Origin of the sequence: Pectobacterium peruviense (assembly GCF_002847345.1) — a bacterium.
Taxonomy (GTDB): Bacteria; Pseudomonadota; Gammaproteobacteria; order Enterobacterales; family Enterobacteriaceae; genus Pectobacterium; species Pectobacterium peruviense.
Map to the genome: position 1 here is coordinate 1 of NZ_LXFV01000011.1, position 17,987 is coordinate 17,987.

Annotated in this window: 17 protein-coding genes; 2 read left to right on the top strand and 15 right to left on the bottom strand. The window is 52.3% G+C overall.

The features are described 5' to 3' along the window. Nucleotides 1–100: 100 nt before the first annotated feature. The 14 genes from hisP to pdxB form a co-directional block, all read right to left on the bottom strand. Nucleotides 101–874 carry a histidine ABC transporter ATP-binding protein HisP gene (gene hisP, locus A0G03_RS09655; RefSeq protein ID WP_048261158.1) on the bottom strand — a complete coding sequence of 258 codons (774 nt, stop codon included), beginning with the start codon at nucleotides 872–874 and terminating at the stop codon, nucleotides 101–103. Between the two features lie 15 nt (nucleotides 875–889). After that, a complete protein-coding gene (locus A0G03_RS09660; RefSeq protein ID WP_039298370.1) occupies nucleotides 890–1,606 on the bottom strand; it encodes an ABC transporter permease in 717 nt (238 codons plus the stop codon). Beyond that, entirely contained in the window at nucleotides 1,599–2,288 is a 690-nt protein-coding gene (locus A0G03_RS09665) for a histidine ABC transporter permease HisQ (protein WP_048261160.1), read from the bottom strand. The genes A0G03_RS09660 and A0G03_RS09665 overlap by 8 nt, the downstream gene beginning before the upstream one ends. A 157-nt stretch (nucleotides 2,289–2,445) precedes the next feature. Further along, nucleotides 2,446–3,225, bottom strand: coding sequence for a lysine/arginine/ornithine ABC transporter substrate-binding protein (locus A0G03_RS09670; RefSeq protein WP_048261162.1), 780 nt, complete (start codon nucleotides 3,223–3,225; stop codon nucleotides 2,446–2,448). Nucleotides 3,226–3,641: 416 nt separating this feature from the next. Continuing rightward, nucleotides 3,642–4,214, bottom strand: a complete 573-nt coding sequence (locus tag A0G03_RS09675) for a UbiX family flavin prenyltransferase (protein ID WP_048261164.1) — start codon at nucleotides 4,212–4,214, stop codon at nucleotides 3,642–3,644. A 248-nt stretch (nucleotides 4,215–4,462) separates the two neighbouring features. Beyond that, nucleotides 4,463–5,980 (bottom strand): amidophosphoribosyltransferase, encoded by a 1,518-nt coding sequence (purF, locus tag A0G03_RS09685; protein ID WP_048261167.1) that lies wholly within the window; start codon nucleotides 5,978–5,980, stop codon nucleotides 4,463–4,465. Nucleotides 5,981–6,001: 21 nt separating this feature from the next. Continuing rightward, a complete protein-coding gene (cvpA, locus tag A0G03_RS09690) occupies nucleotides 6,002–6,502 on the bottom strand; it encodes a colicin V production protein (protein ID WP_048261168.1) in 501 nt (166 codons plus the stop codon). Between the two features lie 314 nt (nucleotides 6,503–6,816). Then, a complete protein-coding gene (gene dedD / locus A0G03_RS09695) occupies nucleotides 6,817–7,581 on the bottom strand; it encodes a cell division protein DedD (RefSeq protein ID WP_048261170.1) in 765 nt (254 codons plus the stop codon). Next, nucleotides 7,571–8,839 carry a bifunctional tetrahydrofolate synthase/dihydrofolate synthase gene (gene folC, locus A0G03_RS09700; protein WP_048261171.1) on the bottom strand — a complete coding sequence of 423 codons (1,269 nt, stop codon included), beginning with the start codon at nucleotides 8,837–8,839 and terminating at the stop codon, nucleotides 7,571–7,573. Before folC ends, dedD begins: the two co-directional genes overlap by 11 nt. A 105-nt stretch (nucleotides 8,840–8,944) precedes the next feature. After that, nucleotides 8,945–9,862 carry an acetyl-CoA carboxylase, carboxyltransferase subunit beta gene (accD, locus tag A0G03_RS09705; protein ID WP_005969895.1) on the bottom strand — a complete coding sequence of 306 codons (918 nt, stop codon included), beginning with the start codon at nucleotides 9,860–9,862 and terminating at the stop codon, nucleotides 8,945–8,947. Nucleotides 9,863–10,086: 224 nt separating this feature from the next. After that, nucleotides 10,087–10,749 (bottom strand): DedA family protein, encoded by a 663-nt coding sequence (locus A0G03_RS09715; protein ID WP_048261175.1) that lies wholly within the window; start codon nucleotides 10,747–10,749, stop codon nucleotides 10,087–10,089. A gap of 193 nt (nucleotides 10,750–10,942) precedes the next feature. Beyond that, nucleotides 10,943–11,794, bottom strand: a complete 852-nt coding sequence (gene truA, locus A0G03_RS09720; protein ID WP_080965249.1) for a tRNA pseudouridine(38-40) synthase TruA — start codon at nucleotides 11,792–11,794, stop codon at nucleotides 10,943–10,945. Next, the gene (locus tag A0G03_RS09725) at nucleotides 11,794–12,804 is read right to left on the bottom strand and encodes an aspartate-semialdehyde dehydrogenase (protein ID WP_048261176.1); all 1,011 of its coding nucleotides are present in this window, start codon (nucleotides 12,802–12,804) and stop codon (nucleotides 11,794–11,796) included. The genes truA and A0G03_RS09725 overlap by 1 nt, the downstream gene beginning before the upstream one ends. Nucleotides 12,805–12,918: 114 nt before the next feature. After that, nucleotides 12,919–14,055, bottom strand: a complete 1,137-nt coding sequence (gene pdxB, locus A0G03_RS09730) for a 4-phosphoerythronate dehydrogenase PdxB (protein ID WP_048261178.1) — start codon at nucleotides 14,053–14,055, stop codon at nucleotides 12,919–12,921. Between the two features lie 320 nt (nucleotides 14,056–14,375). On the opposite strand from pdxB, the gene A0G03_RS09735 reads away from it, so the two are divergent. Both A0G03_RS09735 and flk read left to right on the top strand, forming a co-directional pair. Next, nucleotides 14,376–15,254 carry a DMT family transporter gene (locus A0G03_RS09735; RefSeq protein WP_048261179.1) on the top strand — a complete coding sequence of 293 codons (879 nt, stop codon included), beginning with the start codon at nucleotides 14,376–14,378 and terminating at the stop codon, nucleotides 15,252–15,254. Between the two features lie 93 nt (nucleotides 15,255–15,347). After that, a complete protein-coding gene (flk, locus tag A0G03_RS09740; protein ID WP_048261181.1) occupies nucleotides 15,348–16,604 on the top strand; it encodes a flagella biosynthesis regulator Flk in 1,257 nt (418 codons plus the stop codon). Nucleotides 16,605–16,717: 113 nt separating this feature from the next. On the opposite strand, the gene fabB is transcribed toward flk, so the two are convergent. Further along, the gene (fabB, locus tag A0G03_RS09745) at nucleotides 16,718–17,935 is read right to left on the bottom strand and encodes a beta-ketoacyl-ACP synthase I (protein ID WP_048261182.1); all 1,218 of its coding nucleotides are present in this window, start codon (nucleotides 17,933–17,935) and stop codon (nucleotides 16,718–16,720) included. Nucleotides 17,936–17,987 lie beyond the last annotated feature (52 nt).

The following is a 17,987-nucleotide window of genomic DNA, read 5'->3' on the forward strand; positions in this document are numbered from 1 at the left end:
AGCCGCGCCATCCTTGGCGCGGACGCTTTACTCTTCTATTCCATTATCACCGTTTTATTTGAGAGAAACGTCTGAGGCTGATAATCATCAGCCCCAAAATCTACTTCAACGCGCCTGACAGAAATTGCTGCAAACGCGCACTTTTCGGGCTACTAAAAAGTTGATCCGGTGGCCCCTCCTCTTCGATCACACCCTGGTGCAGGAAAATAACGTGGCTGGAAACATGGCGGGCAAACTCCATCTCATGCGTTACCACCACCATCGTTTTCCCTTCCTCCGCAAGCTGCTGCATGATGCGCAACACCTCACCGACCAGTTCAGGATCGAGTGCCGACGTCGGTTCATCAAATAGCAGTACTTCTGGCTCCATCGCCAACGCCCGCGCAATCGAAACACGCTGCTGCTGACCACCGGAAAGATCCGACGGGTATTTCTGTTGAGCAGAATCCGTGATCCCGACCTTATTCAGATAGAAAATAGCCCTATCACGCGCTTCCGCTTTACTGAGCCCTAATACCTGAATCGGCGCTTCCATCACGTTCTCTAACGCGGTCATGAAGCTCCACAGGTTGAAGTGCTGAAATACCATCGTCAGGCGCGTCCGCAGCATCTGAAGCTGCTTTTTATCAAAGACCTTCAACTGTCCGTCAGTGTCGCGCACCATACGGATTTCCTCATTGCTGACGTAAATCGCCCCTTCACAGGGCTTTTCCAGAAAATTAATGCAGCGCAGTAAGGTACTTTTCCCTGAACCAGACGACCCGATAATCGAAATAACATCGCCCGCTTTTGCCTGCAATGAGATCCCTTTGAGCACCTCATGCTGGCCATAACGTTTACGCAGTTCCGTCACCATCAGTTTGTTATTCGACATGCTTTTTTCCTGCGTTTAATGAGATGAACGGGTATAAAGATGACGTAACCAGTGCCGTTCCGCCTTTCTGAACAGCCCAATTAACACAAATGAGATCGCCAGATAGATGACAGCAGCAATACCGAACGCATAAAACGGCTGGTAGGTTGCTGCATTAATATCACGGGCAATTTTCAGAATATCCGGCACGGTTACAGTAAAAGCCAGCGCCGTCGAATGCAGCATCAGAATCACTTCGTTACTGTAGGCTGGCAGCGCAATACGCAACGCACCGGGCAAAATAATGCAGCGATACTGCTTAAAACGGGAAAAGCCGTAGGCTCTGGCCGCTTCAATTTCCCCATGGGGTACAGAGCGAATTGCCCCCGCGAAAATCTCTGTGGTGTATGCACAGGTATTGAGCGCCAGCGCTAAAATAGCGCAGTTCAGCCCGCTGCGAAAAAAGGCGTTCAGCAGATCGGTGCCACGAACGATTTCTAAGCTATATACGCCAGAATAGAACACCAGAAGCTGTACGTAGAGCGGCGTGCCACGGAAAATATAGGTAAATAGCCAAACCGGAAGACTGAACCGGCGTCGCGGCGACACGCGAGCAATTGCCAGCGGCAGCGCCATCAGACCACCGATGACCACCGAGGAAATGAGCAGCCAGAGTGTCATCGCCAACCCGGTCAGGCGGTAACCATCGCTCCACAGTAGCGGTTGCCAATATTGTTGCAGGATCTCACTCATAATTTACTTTCTTGACTCCCTGCGAATAGTGCCTTTCCAGCCACCACAACACGCCGTTAGAAACGGTGGTGAAAATCAGGTACATCGCCCCAGCAACCAGCGCGAAATAAAACGGTTCGTGCGCTCCCTTGCCGGCCAACTGCGTCGCCTTAATCACATCATTCAGGCCAAGCAATGACACCAACGCTGTCGCTTTCAGGATCACCTGCCAGTTATTACCGATACCCGGTAGCGCGAAACGCATCATGGATGGAAACAGAATACGACGGAACACCTTCATGGGAGAGAAACCGAATGCGACAGCGGCTTCGATTTGTCCGCGCGGCACGGCAAGATACGCGCCACGAAAGGTTTCCGTGAAATAGGCACCGTAAATAAAGCCCAGCGTAATAACGCCTGCGGTCAAAGGATCGATGTCAATCTGCTCCAGACCGATCGACTCCGTCACGCCGTTTAAGACAATTTGCAGGCCATAAAAAATCAGCAGCATCAGCACCAAATCGGGGATGCCGCGAATCAACGTGGTATAGCAGGAAAAGCACCCTGCCAGCAGGCGATTAGAAGACAGCTTCGCCGACGCGCCAATCAGGCCGATAGCCAGCGCCAGCAGTAGCGAACTCACCGCCAGCTCCAGCGTCATGATGGCACCATCCAGAATTAGCTGGGAATAGCCATAGAGCATCGATTATATCCGTTGAAAATAGGGCTCAGTGCGTTATCGGTCAGGAACACGACACGGGAGGAACATTCCCGTGTCGCATTGCCCTACAATCTCGCTACACAATAGTACGGTGATAAAATGGTACTGTGATAAAGAGATATGAATCGTTATGGCGAACTTAGCCGCCGTAGACGTCAAAATCGAAGTATTTTTTCGCGAAGGTGTCGTAAGTACCGTCTTTACGCATCGCTTCAAAGGCTTTATCCAGCGCCGCTTTCAGTTCGGTATCCGCTTTACGCAGACCCATACCGGTACCGACCCCGAAGAATTTATCGTCTTTTACTGCCGGACCAGCAAACGCATAATCTTTGCCCATATCGAGTTTCAGGAAACCTTCACTTCCTGCCACTTCGTCCTGAAATGCCGCATCGATACGACCTGCGCCCAGATCGGCGTAAATCAGATCCTGATTTTGATAAGCGACAACTTCAACACCTTTTGGCTGCCAGTTCGCGTTGGCAAAAGCCTCCTGCGTTGATGCCTGCAATACACCAACACGCTTGCCGCCCAGAGAAGCCAGCGTTGGCTCGATGCTCGCGCCTTTTTTCGCAATCAGGCGTGCATTAGCAGCATACAGCTTCTCTGTGAAAGCGATTTCCTGCTGACGTTTTTCGGTAATGGACAGAGAAGAGATAATGGCATCAATTTTTTTAGCTTTAAGAGAAGGAATTAACGCATCGAAGTCGCTTTCTACAAACGTACAGTTAGCTTCGATACGCTTGCACAGCTCTTTCGCCAGATCGATATCAAACCCAACCAGTTCGCCGCTGGCATTTTTGGATTCAAAGGGAGCATAGGTAGGATCGGTGCCGATTTTAATATTTTTAGGAATCTCTGCCATGGCGCTGCCTGCAGCCAGAATAAGTGCCAACGGCAAAACTTTGATCAGTTTCTTCATATTGCTACCCTTATCATGAGTGATTGATGTCATGTGTCGTCAATGTCGGAAGACATACCGATTTATTGCTTTAAATATGAACGATATGAGTGCTATTTGTTTTCTACGCCGACTATTACAGTTTTCATAAGCAGTATTCATGCCACAATGAACGTAAGGTTGTTGTAAAAAGCTGATGAGCAAAATACGCAGAAAATGATGGTTAACCATTTGATTAGGAAAATTTTTCTGAGTTTTTTTGGGGAGTACGTAACAATAAGAATAGATAACATTGGTGCGAATACAAAAATCCAAATGCACTATTTAAGTGCTCTTGTGCGCAAAATTGGTGCAATGTGATAAAAAGGCACAAAAAAAGGGCAGTAAAGGTTTACTACCCCATGAGAGAAAAATAACGAGTCTTGCCACCTATCCTGCTATGACGCACCCTGCCAGCGAGTAAAGAGATCTTTCGGCAGGTCGATATCAAACTGATCCAGAATACGATTCACCGTCTGATCGACAATATCCTGCACACTTTCTGGGCGATGATAAAACGCAGGCACCGGCGGCATAATTATCGCGCCTAGCTCAACGGCGGTAGTCATCAGCCGTAAGTGCCCTAAATGCAATGGCGTTTCACGCACCCCCAACACCAGAGGACGACGCTCCTTCAGCACCACATCGGCGGCACGGGTCAGCAGATTGTCGCTGTAGCTGTGCACAATGCCGGAAAGGGTTTTTATCGAACAGGGCAAAATTACCATCCCCGCCGTTTTAAACGACCCCGAAGAAACGCTAGCAGCGATGTCCCGCGTGTCATGCACTACATCGGCCAGCACCTGTACATCACGCAGGCTAAAATCCGTTTCCAGCGCCAGCGTCTGCCGGGCGGCCTGGCTCATAATCAGATGGGTTTCGATGCCTTCCAGCATCTGTAACACCTGTAGCAGTCGGATGCCGTAAATGACACCGCTGGCACCGGAAATCCCTACAATGAGTCGCTTCATTCATACTGCCTCTGGCTGACCGCGTACGCCGATACGCGGAAAAATCATCTGCGCAAACTTTGCCGCATTGATTAGCGATAAGCAAGGATAAGCAAGGATAAGCACCGCAATGATGTTTTTACATACAGCGAGGTTTTCTATATACAACGTGTTTTCTACATACGGTCTGTTTTCTATATACAAGAAGGGGGAGAACACTTTCGCGCCCTCCCCCTTCAATAAAACCAGCCCTACCGTACAGCTAGCCGTTAACCTTCGTTGTGCAGTTCCAGATCTTCGACTTCATTCTGGCTACGCAACGCTTTGGCATCGTCGTTACGCAGCGCTTCCAGGTAATCCAGATAGCCTTGATCGACGTCTTTGGTCACGTAAATTCCGTTGAACACTGAACATTCAAACTGAACAATATCCGGATTATCTTCACGCGCCGCGTCGATCAGATCGTCGAGATCCTGGAATATCAGCTCATCGGCACCGATAATCTTACAAATCTCATCCACTTCGCGACCGTGGGCAATCAGTTCATTAACGCTCGGCATATCGATACCATACACGTTAGGGAAGCGAATTTCCGGTGCCGCAGAGGCCAGATAAACACGTTTAGCTCCGGCTTCACGCGCCATCTCTACAATCTGCTCAGACGTTGTACCGCGCACGATAGAGTCATCGACCAGCAGCACATTTTTGTCACGGAACTCGGCACGGTTCGCGTTCAGCTTACGGCGCACAGATTTCTTACGCGCCTGTTGTCCTGGCATGATAAAGGTGCGGCCAACATAGCGGTTTTTCACGAATCCCTGACGGTACGGCTTGTTGATAATCCGCGCAATTTCCAACGCGATATCACAAGAGGTTTCAGGAATCGGGATCACGACATCAATATCGAGATCTTCCCACTGACGCGCAATCTTTTCGCCGAGCTTCTGACCCATGCGAACACGTGCGCTGTAGACTGAAATTTTATCGATGAAAGAGTCCGGGCGAGCGAAGTAGACATATTCGAACAGGCACGGGTTGCTCTTTGGATTCTCTGCGCACTGGCGGGTAAACAGCTGCCCTTTTTCCGTAATGTAGATCGCTTCTCCCGGCGCAACATCACGTAAAAATTCAAAGCCCAGCGTATCCAGTGCGACGCTTTCAGACGCAACCATATATTCGCTGCGGCCATCTTCCAGATCGCGCTTACCGATAACCAGAGGACGAATCCCGTTAGGATCGCGGAATGCCACCATGCCATGACCGATAATCATGCCAACACAGGCATAGGCACCGCGAATTTGCTGGTGCGTTGCGGCAACGGCCGCAAAAATATTATCGGCTTCCAGCGGGTAATGTTGGAAACGGTCCAGCTCTCTGGCGAAAATATTCAGCAGAATTTCAGAATCAGACGTGGTGTTAACGTGACGACGCTCCTGCTCGAACAGCTTTTTACGCAGTTCGTGGGCGTTAGTCAGGTTACCGTTGTGAGCCAGCGTGATGCCGAACGGAGAGTTAACATAGAAAGGCTGTGCTTCCGAGGCGCTGGAACTGCCCGCTGTCGGATAGCGCACATGGCCAAGCCCCATGTTTCCCTGTAAGCGTTGCATGTGCCGCGCTTCAAACACATCTTTCACCAGGCCATTGGCCTTACGCAGGCGAAAACAGTTAAAGGCATCGATGGTTACAATGCCCGCAGCATCCTGCCCACGGTGTTGCAACACCGTTAACGCGTCATAAATCGACTGGTTGACCGGTGTAAAACCGGCGATACCGACAATACCGCACATGGTGTCTTTTCCTCATCAGCGCTACCGCAGCGGTAAATGCTGCGGCAAGAAACTTGACGTGCTTTGCAGGTAGTCAAAAAACCACCTGATAATATAACTGAACTGTGGGATTAACTGGGACTGCTTCCAGTCATCACTTTGTGAAAAACTGGTGAACGTATCCAGAAAGAATAGCAGTGCGGAAACGATCAGCACCCCGCGCAGCGCACCAAAACAGATGCCCAGAACGCGATCGGTGCCGGATAATCCGGTACGTTCAACCAGTGAACTAATCACGTAGTTGACGATAGCTCCCACAATCAACGTGGCAATAAACAGAATGGCAATCGCAATGCCGTTACGCACCAGTTCATCATCAAAACGGGTGAAGTAGATCGCGAGGTAGGCGTAGTAATGACTGGCAACAAAAAAAGCACATCCCCAGGTTACTAACGACAGCGCTTCACGAACAAACCCCCGGATCAGGCTAACCAGAGCCGAAAACCCGATGATGCCAATAATGACGTAATCAACCCAAACCATGAACTATCCTAATAATGAACGATGCTACCGATAAGCCGCTACGTCATCCTGTTCGCGGCGCATTCTAACAGAAAAAGAAAACGTTTGCGTAGCGTATTTCCGCCGATTTCATCGATAGATAATCAGGCGAAAAAACCGACACCACGTCATGCCTGATTCTATTACCTATCGGCATATCAAAACTAACTACAGGTCTCTTAAAACAGCTACGGGGCCGAGTATCACTGGTGTGAACCTCATCCCCGCCGCCTGTTTTTGCTTACTGACGTGACAAATTACGGACAATCCATCACGTTATTATCATGCTCGTAATCTTAACGAACGGAATGTGCTCGTACCTGCCCGCTGAGTCCACTGAGCTGTTGCAGTTCGCCCAACGAAGACTCTAACTTCTGCTTCGAAGCATCCGGTCCGACATAAATACGGGTGATCTGTCCTGAAACTGGCGTTGACGGCACGGTATACGCGCGATAGCCAGAGAGACGAAGCTTCGCGACAATTTCGTTCACCTTATCCGCATTTTTCAGCGCACCAAGCTGCACAATATAGGCCTGTCCGACAGGTGCTTGCGGCGTCGGCTGCGTTTCTGGTTTCACTTCCGGCTTAGTTTCCGGTTTGGGTTCCGGTTTAGGCTCTGGCTTCGATTTCACTTCTGGCTTCACCTCAGGTTTTGGCTGAGGCTTTGGCGTCACTGGCGTTGTCGTCTGAATTGGTGGACGCTCGACCACCACCGGCGGAGCCGTCATGGCTGGCGTATTCGTACCTGCACGAGACGATGCTGGCGGCGTGGAGGTTTCGGGAGCCTTGGTTTCAGGTAATTTCGTTTCAGGTGCTTCGGCTTCCGCACTGTTCTGCATCGCCGCTTCCGCCCCTTCCGGTGGCTGACTTGGCAACGACGGATTCAGCGCAGGCAGCGATTCCATCTCATTGCTGTCACCCGGCTTAGGAATCAGCGGAATCGACGCAAACTCGTCTTCGTAGTGCTTCTTCTTACCGTCCAGCAGGCCAGGTAAGACGATCACGCCCAGCGCGACCAGAATAACCGTGCCGACCAGGCGATTCTGAAATTTACTCGCCATTCACCTTCTCCTCATCCAGCGCTTCCATCACATGCGCTACCGTATGAAAAGATCCACACACAATGACAATATCCTGCTCCGTCGCGTCAGACATCGCCTGCTGCCAGGCGGTAACGACATCGGGAAATGATTGACTGCGCGTCAGATGCTCGGCAATCTGCTGCGCCGTTGCGCCGCGCGGGCCTTCTAACGGTGCGCAATACCACTCATCAATCAACGACGTTAAGTGGGCCAGCGTACCCGCGATATCTTTATCCGACAGCATGCCGACAACAGCCCGCATTTTTCCGGTTTTCGGCAACCCAGCCAGACGGTTTGCCAGATACGCCGCCGCATGAGGATTATGTGCAACATCAAGAATCAACCGCGGTGATTCCTGCACCACTTGAAAACGCCCCGGCAATGCTGCGCGCTGTAAGCCTTGACGAATCGCCTCTTCGCTCACGTTGAGTGAAGAATAGTGTAGTGCAGCTAGTGCAGTGGCAGCATTCGGCAGTGGGACATTAGGGAGTGGCAGGCGAGACAATTCACGCTGCTTGTCCTGCCAGCTCCATGTTTCGCGCTGAACTGAAAACTCCCAGTCGCGACCACGGCGGCGCAGCAATGCGCCTTTCTCAGCGGCAACATCGGCAATGGTTCCTGGCATATCGGGCTCACCAACGACGGCGGGTCTGTTCTGTCGGAATATCCCCGCTTTCTCACGACCGATGCTCTCCCGATCGTTACCTAGCCAGTCGGTGTGGTCGATAGCAATGCTGGTGACCACAGAGACATCCGCATCCACAATATTGGTCGCATCCAGACGCCCGCCTAATCCCACTTCAAGAATGACGACATCCAGATTCGCTTGCTTGAAGAGTTGCAGTGCCGACAGCGTACCGAATTCAAAATAGGTGAGCGATACCGCTCCTCTTCCTGCTTCGATATCCGCAAATGCCTGCGTGTGCTGCGCTTCGGACAATTCGTTGCCCTGAATACGCACCCGCTCGGTATAGCGAACAAGATGAGGCGAACTGTACACGCCAACCCGTAGCCCTGCGGCTAATAGAATGGACTCCAGCGTACAGCAGGTGGTTCCCTTGCCGTTCGTCCCCGCAACAGTGAAAATCGTGGCGGCAGGCTGTAGCAGGTGAAGATGTTCAGCAACCTGCTTAACGCGATCCAAGCCTAAATCAATGGCTTGAGCGTGCAGGTGCTCAAGATAATGAAGCCACGTGACCAAAGGTGACGTGGCTTGAGGTATTTGAAGAGTATCCATGAGTCCCGTTCACTGGCTTACGGTTCATTGCGGGCAGAGCGTGCACATTACCACGCCGTCGAGAACGACGTGGTCGAATGCCACACACCCTGCCCATCATGTCAATTATGCGTCATCCTGTGATGATTCAGACGGCGCATCGCTGCGGATTTCCACGTCATCATTGCCCGGTTCTGGATGATTCGTCAGTTTGGCAAGAATGGTGGCCAGCTTGTAGCGCATTTCCGGACGACGAACGATCATATCAATCGCCCCTTTCTCAATCAGGAATTCACTGCGCTGGAAGCCCGGCGGCAATTTTTCACGCACGGTTTGTTCGATAACACGTGGGCCGGCAAAACCGATCAGCGCTTTTGGCTCGGCAATATTCAGGTCGCCCAGCATCGCCAGACTGGCAGAAACACCGCCCATGGTTGGGTCAGTCAGCACAGAGATATAAGGCAAGCCGCGCTCGCGCATTTTTGCCAGTGCCGCACTGGTTTTCGCCATTTGCATCAGCGACATCAGCGCTTCCTGCATACGCGCACCGCCACTGGCGGAGAAACACACCAGTGGGCAACCGTCTTCTAGTGACTGCTCAACGGCACGCACAAAACGCGCACCTACGACGGACGCCATTGAACCGCCCATGAAAGCGAACTCAAACGACGCGACCACAACTGGCATGCCGTAAAGTGTGCCTTTCATGACGACCAGCGCGTCTTTCTCATCGGACTGTTTCTGCGCAGAAACCAGACGATCTTTATATTTTTTGGAATCCCGGAATTTCAGGACATCCTTCGGCTCCAGTTCGCTTCCCAGCTCGACAGTGTTTTCTTTATCCAGAAAAGCCTGTAGACGGGCACGCGCAGACAGGCGCATATGGTGATCGCACTTCGGGCAGACCCCCAGATTACGCTCTAACTCGGCACGATAAAGAACCTGACCGCAGCTATCACATTTCGTCCAGACCCCTTCAGGGATGTTCGCTTTACGGGTCGGTGTGATATTGCTTTTGTTAAGAATTCGTTCAATCCAGCTCATTGATAACCTTTCTGCTTGAACCTGGCAAATGCCAGTCCGCTGTTCATGTTATTCCCTGACAACATTGCCAATGAAAAAATGCCTGAGACGCACGACAGTCGCGGTGCAAAGGCATCGGCATCAAGGATGTTCCCAAGAACAGACCATAAATGCTGCCCATTAAACCATAACGCTCCGGGACTGTGGATAAAAAACTGGTCAAACCGGATGTTAAAATACTTCACTTATTTCACATTACCGCGCGTGGCTGCTCTACGGTGACGGGCAATTTCAATAATACCCGGCAGGATAGAGAGAAAAATAATCGCGACAATCAGTAATTTCAGATTTTCCTGCACTATCGGCAAATCGCCAAACCAGTAGCCTGCATAGGTGAACGATAGCACCCACAGCAGCGCACCAATGACATTATAGGCTGCAAAATGCCGATAGCTCATGTGCCCCATCCCGGCGACAAACGGCGCAAATGTTCTCACAATCGGGACAAAGCGCGCCAGAATTATCGTCTTGCCACCGTGGCGTGCGTAAAACGCATGTGTTTTATCCAGATAGCTGCGGCGGAAAATCTTTGAGTTCGGGTTGCTAAACAGCTTCTCACCAAACAGTCGTCCAATCGTGTAATTAACTGCATCGCCCGTAACTGCGGCAATAATCATCAGGAACACCATCGTATGCACATTTAGATCGTTCGATGGCAACGCCGCCAGCGCCCCAGCAACAAACAGCAGCGAATCTCCCGGTAAAAACGGTGTCACCACCAACCCTGTCTCACAGAACAGAATCAGGAACAAAATGGCATAAACCCAGACACCATATTGCGCCACCAGTTCCGCCAGATGAACGTCAATGTGCAGAATAAAATCAATAATAAACTGTATAAATTCCATCACAACGTCTTCTCCCAAAGTGTATATCGATCGCACGCGGTCGATATACGCAAGGCAGCCGCACTATCCGTGTTGCCTTGCGTATAGCATGCTAAATAGCATCATCCTTAATACGCGTTACACACTACTTTTGGCCCACGGCCATCCGGCAGCGTGCAACACGCAAAAGACGTACTCGTTACAGTAAAAAACATCAATCGGCTAAAAAAAGCGGCCCCATCGTAGGCTGCGGTAAAGCAAAACGCGCGGGGTAATCTACCGCCACCAAATATAGCCCCTCGGCTCGAGCGGTTGCGCCAGCCAACGTACGATCTTTGGCCGCCAGCAGTTCCGCAATCCACGACTCGGGACGATTGCCACACCCGACGTCCATCAGGCTACCAACAATGTTGCGCACCATATGATGAACGAACGCATTGGCCTTAATATCTACCACGATATAGTCACCGTGACGTGTAACCTTTAAATGATTTACATAGCGCCACGGCGTGCGCGATTGGCACTGCACCGCCCGAAAAGAGGTGAAATCATTCTCCCCCAACAGACACTGCCCGGCACGCTCCATCCGTTCAACATCCAGCGGGTGATAAAAGTGCGTCATGCCATGCGAAAGCACCGCAGGACGATAGCGGTGATTGTAGATAACATAGCGGTAGCGACGCGCCGTTGCGCTAAAGCGCGCATGGAAATCCTCATCCACCGCTTTCACCCAACGCACCGCGATATCTGGCGGTAAATTCGCATTCACGCCCATCGTCCAGGCGGCATCTTTTCTGATCGCCTGCGTGGTGAAGTGCACAACCTGCCCAGTACCATGAACCCCAGCATCGGTTCGTCCGGCGCAAAACACTTCTATCGGTTCATCCGCGACTTTGCTCAGCGCCTTTTCAAGACAGGCCTGCACGCTAGCGACATCGACCTGACGCTGCCAGCCATAATACTGGCTACCGTCGTACTCAATGCCTAGCGCGATTTTCAGCGGGGCGCTTTCGTTCTCCGCAACGGCGGCGGCTTGAATAGCCGCCGCCTGAGTGGTTTCCGACATTACCCGAGATACTCCTGCACCAGACATTCTGCCGTTTCTATCGCCATCAGCGCGCCGCCAAAGCGAGCGTTATCGGCGACCGACCAGAATTGCAGCAGCTCAGGAATACCGTAATCATTACGCAGACAGCCAACGCTCAGTTGCCCATTGCCAGAAGCATCACCGACTTGCGTCGGGTAATCCTGCTCCTCGCTGACCTCAATATTTCCGGCATTGAGCAGTTCGTCACGCGCTTCTTCCGCCGACAGCGGACGCAGTGATTCGAGATGAACAATCTGTGCGTGACCATAGAACACAGGAGACTGAATGCAGGTCACTGAAACGGGTAGCCCATCATCCTGCAAAACCTTACGCACCTGATCGACCAGACTGCGCTCTTCGCGCACGCTGCCAGCATCATCGGGCAGTAAAGGCAGCAGGTTGAACGCCAACTGTTTCGGAAACAGCCCTTCTTCAGGCGGAATACCATTTAGCAGACGGGCACTTTGCCCAGCCAAATCGTCTATCGCCGCTTTGCCGTGTGCGGAAACTGACAGCATATTGACGACGTGCAGGCGCGAAAGCCCTGCCGCATCAGTCAACGGTTTAATCGCCGTCAGAAGTTGGCTGGTCAGGCTGTCTGCCACCGCGACAATATTACGGTTACGATAATCCGCCAGCGTATGCGTATTCACGCCGGGCACGACCAGCGGCACATCCGGCTCCAGTGCAAATAGGCCGCTGCTGTCGATGACCAGGCAACCTGCATCTCCCGCGACTTCTGCGTAGCGAGCGCTGGCATCCTGACCGGCAACAAAAAACGCCAGTTGTGCCTGTGACCAGTCAAAATCAGCCGCATCGGTGACCAGACAGGATTTGCCGTTAAAACGTATGGTTTCACCCGCGCTACGTTCGCTGGCCAGTGGATACAGTTCACCCACTGGGAATTCGCGTTCCTGCAATAATTCCAGTAACGCCGAGCCTACCGCGCCCGTGGCGCCCAGCAGAGCAATATTCCAGCCGTCAGACATTTGGTTCTCTCCCAAATTTTGAATGAAACACAAATCATGAATGTACCGACAGACGATAGCGACACCCTCTGTCAGTTCATGGATAAAAAAGAGTCATGCTCGCGCGGAACGCCGTTAGCGTGCGCCTCGCACTGACGCGGTGAATCCCAGCGCGTTCAGACAATCTGCGCTCTCAACATCGGCGCAGATGACATGGAGTGACGACCATTCGCGTCGTTCCTGATAATGTTTACGTAGGCGATCAAACTCGCCTTCCTGATGTGCGACATGACGCAACAACGCATCGTCTCGGCGCACATCATACACCAGATGCACCAGACGTTTTAGCAGCGCCTCATCTACCGGTGCGGTTAATGTCACTTCGGCATAGTCCGGCTCAGGTAACAGCGACGACAGCACCACCTGCTGCGGTGTTCCGATAAACTCGCTCCAGGCTTCAAAAACCTGTGTGGTACCGCGTGCTTTTCCTTCCAGCGTATAACCGGCGATATGCGCCGTGCCAACGTCCACTCGCGCCAACAGATCGGTCGATAACGTCGGTTCTGGTTCCCACACGTCAAGAATCACGCTGAGTTTTTTGCCCTGCTGTAGCGACTCAAGCAACGCAGCATTATCCACCACTGGGCCACGGCAGGCGTTAATCAGGATACGTCCGTCCGCAAACGCGTTCAGTACGGTAGCATCAACCAAATGATGCGTTCGGTACGGCCCGTCGAGATACAGCGGTGTATGCAGCGTCAGAATGTCGGCATCACGCACCAGCGTTTCTAACGGCAGGAAATCGCCCGCATCGCCACGATCGGCACGCGGTGGATCGCACAACAGCGTTTTTACGCCCCAGGCTTTCAGGCGCGCATCAAGGCGTCTGCCAACATTCCCCACGCCGACAATGCCGACAGTTTTATCACGCAGTTGGAAGCCATCACGTTCGGCCAGCATCAGCAAAGAAGAAAACACATACTCCACCACCGCAATAGCATTGCAGCCGGGTGCAGCAGAAAACGCGATGCCGTTGGCGTTAAGCCAAGTGTCATCGACATGGTCGGTGCCAGCCGTCGCGCTGCCGACAAATTTTACCGACGAGCCAAACAGCAGATTAGCGTTCACTTTTGTAACCGATCGCACCATCAGTGCATCAGCGCCTGCCAGCAGTTCGCGCGGTAAAGGGCGTCCCGGTACCGCCTGAACCTCACCCAAACGACTGAAAAGCTCGCGAGCATACGGCATATTTTCATCAACCAGAATCTTCATTGTTTTCTCCGGGACCTGTAGCCAGCCAAAAAAGCGGGGAGATATTTTGCCACCGAATGGTGCAGAAACCCAAGGCAATTACAATACGATATCTTCCTCCATCGGTTGGTATCGCTATCGATCCTACGATAGGTGGCAATTTACCGCGGTATAACGCTATCAAGGCTGCGTTAAAGGGCATGCCGGATTGACAGCCTACAAGGTTGATAGTCATCACATGGCTCTGTTATGTTGTTTGCCATTGCCGCACTTGCCCCATTTTTATCTACCAGACTGGCAACCGGTGCATTTTCCGTCTGGTTCGCTATGAGAAACTCACGTTGAACGCCCTATTTCCCATCATCGCCGTCCTGATTTGGTCAGTTAACGTCATTGTCAACAAGCTCTCCGCTACCGTCATCGATCCGGCCGCCATTTCGTTTTACCGCTGGTTACTGGCGTTTCTCGTCATGACGCCGTTCATGCTGCCAGGCCTGCGCCACCATGCGGCGGCCATTCGCCAACACGCAGGGAAACTGCTGGTGTTGGGTCTGCTCGGCATGGTGTTGTATCAAAGTCTGGCCTACTACGCCGCGCACACAATCAGCGCCGTGATGATGGGGATAATGGGATCGCTCGTGCCGTTACTCACCGTCTTGCTCAGCATTCCTCTGCTGCGCGTCGCGCCCACGCTGGGCGTGCTGCTCGGTAGCCTGCTGTCTCTGGCAGGGATTGTCTGGCTGATTAGCGGCGGACACCCTGAACAGATTCTGGCACAGGGCATCGGCCCCGGTGAATTCATGATGTTTTGTGCCGCATTGTCCTATGCAATATATGGCGTGCTGACCAAACGCTGGAGCATCCCGCTGCCCAACTGGGTATCGCTCTACGTGCAAATTGCCTTTGGCGTGATAGCGCTGATTCCCAATTTCTTGCTGACCGATAATGTACAGCTCAACGGCGAAAACCTGCCGCTGGTGGTTTTCGCTGGCATCATGGCCTCAATCATTGCACCTTTTTTGTGGATTCAAGGGGTTATGCGTCTGGGAGCCAGCAAGGCCGCCATCTTTATGAACCTGACACCGATCTTTACGGCGATGATTGCAATTGGCCTTTTGCACGAGCCTTTGCACCATTATCACCTGGTTGGCGGGGGCATCACACTACTCGGCGTTATCCTCGCCCAACGTTTGCGTATCCCACTCGGGCGTACCGCTTAAGATTCGTGTTGTTTTAGGCAACGCATGGCTATCGGCCGTCACGGGAGATTGCTATGATTCATCTCAATCATGACGGCAGTGAGGATAACCGATATGCAACCTGTAAGTGGCCCAGGTGCCCCGCTGCCCGGCGAACGCTCGGTTACGCCTACAACCACATCGTCAACTTCTGCATCCTCTTCTAACGCCGCAGGTTCCACCAGCGGCGATCGACCATTAACGCTGGCGCAGCGCACCACGCTGGAAAATCTAGTGCTTAAAGTTGCCGCGCTAACAACGTCAAAGGCGGCGGAAGTCTGGACGACAGTAAAACAGGGGTTAGGGCTGGCAGAAAATAATGAACTACAGTCCCGCCATTACCAACCAGCCGAGCAAATACTCCAGACACGTTTAACACAAGCGCAAGATAACAGCGGCCGTCAGCCGTTGCTCCAGCGCCTGACAGAGATGCTGTCTCAGGGGAATAATCGTCAGGCCGTCAGTGATTTCATCCAACAACAGTTCGGCAGCACTACGCTAAGCGCCCTGAATAAGACGCAGCTACAACAGGTTGTTACGCTGCTGCAAAATGGGCAAATTCCGCAGTCAACGGCACCAGCGCCGCAAGCGGCTCAGGCCGCCAATTCGCCCGAACGTCCGCTCTCGCCCGCTGAACAACGCGGCTTGAATCAGTTAGTCACCCGCTTAGCAACCATGACTGGGGAACAACCTGCGAGAGTGTTGAGCAATCTGATGATGATGCAGAATCTTAACGCGGGCGATGCGATCCCGTTAAAACATCTGCCGATGCTCACGCAGTTCCTGCAAGCGCAAGTTGAGCTACAGCAGACGCAGACGCTGCTCCGCACCACTTTGACGCCACAGGGAACGCAGCCCCATGCAGGAACGGCTGGCGCGTCGTCGGAGCTACTGACAGCCAACACAACGAATACGGCTACCGCGACAAACGCGAATCCAGCATCAGCAACAAATCTCTCATCACAGTCATTGACGACACAGAACGCGCTGCTTTCCCCGAACCTCGCTCCGTTGCAGGCTCTGTTACAGCAGCCGATGACCGCGCAGGAACAGCAATTATTGATGGATTACACGCAGAATCGATTTAACATCGGCTTACAAACGCCACTAACGCCGATGCAGGTCAGCGATCTGCTGACGTTCCTATTTACGCAACGTATTCAACGCTCACAGGAAACTGACTGGACGGCAACCTCACAATTGCTGCATCCGCTGTTTAACCCGTTGATTGCCTCGCTGCCGCTCAGTTGGCAATCCCTGTTCCATAAACCGATGTTTCTGGTGATTGTCAGTACCTGCGTGGCTGCGTTTCTACTCTGGGTGTTGATCTAAGCACTCTTCCCATTCGAACTACGATTGCAGTTCATCATCACTGCCACCATCCAAAAAACAAAAACCCCGCGGCTTGCGCCTGCGGGGTTTTATTTATCCGTGTAAGAAACCGATTATTTATCGAGTTTTCTCATCACCAGCGTCGCGTTCGTACCACCGAATCCGAAGCTGTTAGACATCACCGTGGTCAGTTTACGTTCCGTTGGTTCAGTCACGATATTCAGGCCAGCAGCCTGCTCGTCCAGATTTTCTATGTTGATGCTCGGTGCAACAAAGCTGTGCTCCAGCATCAGCAGGGAGTAAATGGCTTCCTGAACGCCAGCAGCACCCAGAGAGTGACCGGTCATCGCTTTCGTCGCGGAGATCGCTGGCGAGCTATCACCAAACACTTCACGAATCGCGCCCAGTTCCTTGACGTCGCCAACCGGCGTGGAAGTACCGTGAGAGTTCAGGTAATCGATCGGCGTATCAACACCGTTCATTGCCATCTTCATGCAGCGAACGGCACCTTCACCTGATGGAGCAACCATATCTGCACCGTCAGAGGTCGCACCGTAACCGACCACTTCTGCATAGATATGCGCACCACGTGCCAGCGCGTGTTCCAATTCTTCTACTACGACCATACCGCCGCCGCCTGCGATCACGAAACCATCGCGGCCCGCATCATAGGTACGCGAGGCTTTTTCTGGCGTCTCATTGTATTTGGTAGACAGTGCGCCCATAGCGTCAAACTCACAGGCCAGTTCCCAGCACAGCTCTTCAGCGCCACCGGCGAACACGATATCCTGTTTACCCATCTGAATTTGCTCAACCGCGTTACCGATGCAGTGCGCAGAAGTCGCACAGGCAGAGCTGATGGAGTAGTTCACGCCGTGAATTTTGAACGGCGTTGCCAGACACGCAGAGACCGCAGAACCCATTGATTTGGTCACCACATAAGGGCCAACGGCTTTCAGACCACGTGGGCTACGCATCGCGTCAGCACCAAACACCTGATAACGCGCAGAACCACCGGAACCGGCAATCAGGCCAACGCGTGGGTTATTCTGATAAACCTTATCAGACAGCCCAGAATCTTGAATCGCCTGCTCCATGGATAAGTAGGCATAAATCGATGCATCACTCATAAAACGCACAACTTTGCGATCGATGAGGCCAGTGGTGTCCAGTTTGACATTCCCCCAGACGTGACTACGCATGCCGGAATCTTTCAGCTCTTGAGAGAAAGTAATACCCGAGCGGCCTTCCCGCAATGATGCCAGAACTTCCTGCTGGTTATTACCAATGCTTGATACGATCCCCAGGCCAGTAATCACTGCACGTTTCATTTAATACCTCTTCTTCCACTTATAGAGTTTGGGATTTCGCTTCGCACTTTAG

What these genes read in the sequence shown, in the direction of transcription:
- hisP (WP_048261158.1), bottom strand. Translation starts at nt 874, where the DNA reads ATGTCGAATAACAAACTGATGGTGACGGAACTGCGTAAACGTTATGGC.
- A0G03_RS09660 (WP_039298370.1), bottom strand. Translation starts at nt 1,606, where the DNA reads ATGAGTGAGATCCTGCAACAATATTGGCAACCGCTACTGTGGAGCGAT.
- A0G03_RS09665 (WP_048261160.1), bottom strand. Translation starts at nt 2,288, where the DNA reads ATGCTCTATGGCTATTCCCAGCTAATTCTGGATGGTGCCATCATGACG.
- A0G03_RS09670 (WP_048261162.1), bottom strand. Translation starts at nt 3,225, where the DNA reads ATGAAGAAACTGATCAAAGTTTTGCCGTTGGCACTTATTCTGGCTGCA.
- A0G03_RS09675 (WP_048261164.1), bottom strand. Translation starts at nt 4,214, where the DNA reads ATGAAGCGACTCATTGTAGGGATTTCCGGTGCCAGCGGTGTCATTTAC.
- purF (WP_048261167.1), bottom strand. Translation starts at nt 5,980, where the DNA reads ATGTGCGGTATTGTCGGTATCGCCGGTTTTACACCGGTCAACCAGTCG.
- cvpA (WP_048261168.1), bottom strand. Translation starts at nt 6,502, where the DNA reads ATGGTTTGGGTTGATTACGTCATTATTGGCATCATCGGGTTTTCGGCT.
- dedD (WP_048261170.1), bottom strand. Translation starts at nt 7,581, where the DNA reads ATGGCGAGTAAATTTCAGAATCGCCTGGTCGGCACGGTTATTCTGGTC.
- folC (WP_048261171.1), bottom strand. Translation starts at nt 8,839, where the DNA reads ATGGATACTCTTCAAATACCTCAAGCCACGTCACCTTTGGTCACGTGG.
- accD (WP_005969895.1), bottom strand. Translation starts at nt 9,862, where the DNA reads ATGAGCTGGATTGAACGAATTCTTAACAAAAGCAATATCACACCGACC.
- A0G03_RS09715 (WP_048261175.1), bottom strand. Translation starts at nt 10,749, where the DNA reads ATGGAATTTATACAGTTTATTATTGATTTTATTCTGCACATTGACGTT.
- truA (WP_080965249.1), bottom strand. Translation starts at nt 11,794, where the DNA reads ATGTCGGAAACCACTCAGGCGGCGGCTATTCAAGCCGCCGCCGTTGCG.
- A0G03_RS09725 (WP_048261176.1), bottom strand. Translation starts at nt 12,804, where the DNA reads ATGTCTGACGGCTGGAATATTGCTCTGCTGGGCGCCACGGGCGCGGTA.
- pdxB (WP_048261178.1), bottom strand. Translation starts at nt 14,055, where the DNA reads ATGAAGATTCTGGTTGATGAAAATATGCCGTATGCTCGCGAGCTTTTC.
- flk (WP_048261181.1), top strand. Translation starts at nt 15,348, where the DNA reads ATGCAACCTGTAAGTGGCCCAGGTGCCCCGCTGCCCGGCGAACGCTCG.
- fabB (WP_048261182.1), bottom strand. Translation starts at nt 17,935, where the DNA reads ATGAAACGTGCAGTGATTACTGGCCTGGGGATCGTATCAAGCATTGGT.